Source organism: Streptomyces sp., assembly GCF_019510245.1.
Lineage (GTDB): Bacteria > Actinomycetota > Actinomycetes > Streptomycetales > Streptomycetaceae > Streptomyces.
The window spans coordinates 1-3,688 of sequence record NZ_JAEKKT010000318.1 but is presented as its reverse complement, the minus strand read 5'-3'; the positions used below and the strand labels follow the sequence as shown (position 1 = coordinate 3,688).

4 protein-coding genes are annotated in these 3,688 nt (G+C 71.9%); 1 reads left to right on the top strand and 3 read right to left on the bottom strand.

The window, feature by feature from the left end; translation table 11 throughout:
- The coding region (locus JF597_RS49970) for an SRPBCC family protein (RefSeq protein WP_294012822.1) at positions 1-329 on the top strand (329 nt) is incomplete at its 5' end.
- Positions 330-482: 153 nt separating this feature from the next.
- Here JF597_RS49970 and JF597_RS49965 read toward each other — a convergent pair.
- The 3 genes from JF597_RS49965 to JF597_RS49955 all read right to left on the bottom strand — a co-directional run.
- Positions 483-2,060 carry an NAD(P)/FAD-dependent oxidoreductase gene (locus tag JF597_RS49965; protein WP_294012820.1) on the bottom strand — a complete coding sequence of 526 codons (1,578 nt, stop codon included), beginning with the start codon at positions 2,058-2,060 and terminating at the stop codon, positions 483-485.
- Between the two features lie 56 nt (positions 2,061-2,116).
- The gene (locus tag JF597_RS49960) at positions 2,117-2,608 is read right to left on the bottom strand and encodes a hypothetical protein (protein ID WP_294012818.1); all 492 of its coding nucleotides are present in this window, start codon (positions 2,606-2,608) and stop codon (positions 2,117-2,119) included.
- Positions 2,605-3,688 (bottom strand): molybdopterin dinucleotide binding domain-containing protein (locus tag JF597_RS49955; RefSeq protein ID WP_294012815.1); only part of this gene is annotated, 1,084 nt, incomplete at its 5' end. The genes JF597_RS49960 and JF597_RS49955, both read right to left, overlap by 4 nt.

Here is a 3,688-nt window from a genome sequence, read left to right as displayed (position 1 = left end):
CGCCCGGCTCGATCGTGCACCACCAGGTCGGTGGGTGGCCGCTCGCGATCTCGGACGTGACGGCGGTGGTCGAGTGCGAGCCGCCGTCCCGCCTGGTGCTGCAGGGCCGCGCCTGGCCCTTCGGCGAGGTCTACATCGAACTCACCGTGGAACCCGACGCCGCGGGGTCGATCGTCACCATGGGCGAGGCGCCGAGCTACGGAGCGGCGCGCATCCTGGACAACCCGCTGCAGCGGTGGGTGCTCAGCCGGCGCAACCGGGAGTGCCTGCAGCGGCTGCGCTCCATCGTGGAGAACCGGCGGCAGGTGTCGGTGCCAAGCCTGCCGTAACCCTTACCGCAACATCCCGGCTCCGCGCCGCGGTCGCCCGCCGTCGCCCCCCCGACTTTGACTTCTCAAGCGGTGCTGCAAGGCCGCCTGAGGCCCGCTTGAGAAGTCAAAGTCGCGGCCGACACGCGTTGGCGGGCTCGGGCGGGGGGCCGGTCAGCGGTAGATGCGCCGGTGGAGGGCGTCGATCGCGCGCCGCCGCACGGCGCCGGCCGGGCCGAGCCGCTTGATCGCGGCGCGGGCCGCGTTGGCGCCGGGCGCGCCGTGGACGCCGCCGCCGGGGTGCGCCGACGAACCGGCCAGGTACAGCCCGTCGATCGGCGTCTCCGGCCGGCCGAGGCCGGGGACGGGCCGGAACACCAGCTGCTGGTGGATGTTGGCCGTGCCGCCGTTCACCGCCCCGCCGACGAGGTTGGCCTCCAGCTTCTCCAGCTCGGCCGGCGAGAGCACCCGCCGGGCCAGGATCAGGTCGCGGAAGCCGGGCGCGTGCCGCTCGATCGCCGCCTCGACCCGGTCGACGTGGGCCTGCACCAGCTCGGCCGACATCGACAGCCCCTCGGGGATGTGCGTGTAGGCCCACGCCGACTCGGTGCCGCCGGGTGAGCGGGTCGCGTCCGAGGTGGTCATCTGGCCCATGAGGACGAACGGTGGGTCCGGTAGCTCCTGGGCCGCGATGGAGCCGGCGTAGCGGGTCAGCCCGTTCATGTCGACGCCGAGGTGGATCGTGCCGGCGCCCCGCGCCCCGTCGGCCTTCCACGGGATCGGCTCCGACAACGCCCAGTCGATCTTCATCGTCGGGCTGTCCCACTGGAACTTGCGCAGGTCCCGGAGCAGCCGGGGCGGCAGGTCGGCCGGCTCCAGCATCCGCTCGTACAGCAGCGGGGCGGCCACGTCGGCGAGCACGGCGTCGGCCGGCAGTCGGGTGCCGTCCTCGAGCCGGACGCCGCGCACCGTGCCGTTGGCCACCTCGATCCGACGCACCGGCGCGCCGGTGCGCACGGTGCCGCCGGCCGACGTCAGGCGCCGATGCAAGGCGGTGATCAACATGCCCGAACCACCCACCGGCACGGGGAAGCCGACCACCTGACCGAGCATCGCGAGCAGCCAGCCGTAGAGCGCGCTGCCGGCGGCCTCCGGCGGCAGGTCGGTGTGCAGCGCGTTGCCGGCCAGCAGCAACCGGGCCCCCTCGCCGTCGAACAGCTCGTCGCCGGCCCGGCGCACCGGCTGCACGGCGAAGCGCAGGAAGCGCAGCACCTCGGCGGTGCCGAGCGCGCGGTAGAGCGAAGTGGCGGCCCGCACCGGCGGGAACGGCGTGAACAGTGCTCTCAGGAACGGCTCGCGGATCTCCTCGAACTGCTCGACCAGGGCCGTCCAGGCCGCGCCGTCGCCGGCAGCGAACTCGTCGACCGAAGCGGCAGTCACCGCGACGTCCCGGTCGAGCACGGCGCAGCGGTCGTCAGGCAGGACGTGCGCCAGCACCGTCGGCGCGTACGACCACTGCAGGCCGTGCGCCTCGAGACCGAGACCGGAGATCACCGGCGATGCGGCGCCGAGCGGGTAGAACGCGCTGTACCAGTCCGTGACGAACTCCGGGTGCACGGAGCGGTCGGAGTACACCGCCCCGCCGAGGCGCTCCTGCTCCTCGCAGACCACGACGTCCCAGCCGGCGTCGGCCAGCAGGATCGCCGCCACCAACCCGTTGTGGCCGCCGCCGACGACGACGGCGCTACTCATGCCCGCTACTCATGCCGACTGCTCATCCGCATTCCCATGACCGGAAGCCTTCCCGGTCACGCGTCGTGACTTGCCAGCGCCTGCGGAGAGAGTGTCTTGATCATGGTGTTGACCCAGCGCAGCTGTCGGAGGGTCTGCGGATGCGCGGCCGTGACGAGCTCGAGCAGGTCCCGCTCGCGGCGCGCCTGGGCGTGCTGCGCGAGCATCTCCCAGGCGAGCGACGTCTCGGAGGCGACCAGGAACAGGTCCCGCAGGTCCTCCAGCAACGCGATCGAGGCCGGCCGGCCCGGCGTCTTCGCGGCGAGGGCGTCGAGCGCGTGGCGTAGCGGCCCGGGGTCGGTCACCTCGGCGTCGAGGTGGACGTCGTAGTTGGCCGCGACCTCGGCCAGGGCCGCGAGGTTTTCCTGTGACCACCGCGCCACGTCCAGGCATACGTGGTGTATCTCGTGTTCCGAGCGATGCTTGTCGGCGATGTGCAGCAGGTCCTCGGTCAACTCCTGCTCGGCCGAGTGGACGCGGCGCAGTGCGTACTCCAGACCCGTCCTCATGACGCCACCTCGATGCGAGCGATCCCGAGCTTGAACAGCGGCTGCTTCGACACCGGATCCCAGTCGGTGATCGTCATCTCGTTGGCGGCCCGACCGGATTCGCCGGGCGCGGGACCAGCCGGGGTGTCGGTGTCCCAGTACCCGTAGTGGAAGGGGACGAACGCAACACCGCGGCGGATCTCGGCGATCCGGACCGTGGTCCGGATCCGGCCACGGGGGCTGACGACGTGGACCGCATCACCGTCCTCGACGTGGAGCGCCGCGGCGTCCCCGGCGCTCAACTCGACCCATGATTCCGGGGCGGCGGCCTGCAACTCGGGCGCGCGGGCCGTCTTCGTCCGGGTGTGGAAGTGGTAGATCGTGCGGCCGGTGATGAGCTGCAGCGGGAACTCGGCCGACGGCAACTCGTGCGGCGGCACATAGGTCGCCGCCTTCAGTACCGCCTTTCCGTCCGGGTTCAGGGCCCGGTACTCGGTCTCCTCGACCGACGCGCCGGTGATCAGATCCCGGCCGTAGGACTCGGCGACGTCGGCGCCCGCCCAGAAGGTGCCGTCGGCGTACAACCGCTCCGTCCCGTCGGGCGCCTCCGCCGTGCACGGCCACTGGACCCCGCCCCGCTCGCGCAACAGGTCGTAGGTGATGCCGCTGTAGTCGCAGGGACGTCCCGTGCTGCACCGCTTCCACGCCTCGAACGCGGATTCGGGATCGTGCCAGTGCACCAGTGGCCGGCCGTCCTTGTCGGTGAACTCCATGCGCCGGGCGAAGTCCAGGAAGATGTCCAGGTCGGCTCGCGCCTCACCCGGCGGGTCGACCGCCTTCTCGGACAGGTGGACGGTGCGGTCGGCGTTCGTGAACACGCCGGTCTTCTCGCCCCAGGTGGCGGCCGGTAGTACGACGTCGGCGAGCTCGGTGGTCTCGGTGCGGTAGAGGTCCTGCGTGACGACGAACAGCTTCTCCTGCCCCAGGATCGACCGGATGCGGCTGAGCTCGGGCAGCGACACCGCCGGGTTGGTGCCGGAGATCCAGAGGAACCCCATCGAGCCCTGCTCGGCGTAGCGGAAGATCTGCATCGCGTGGGTC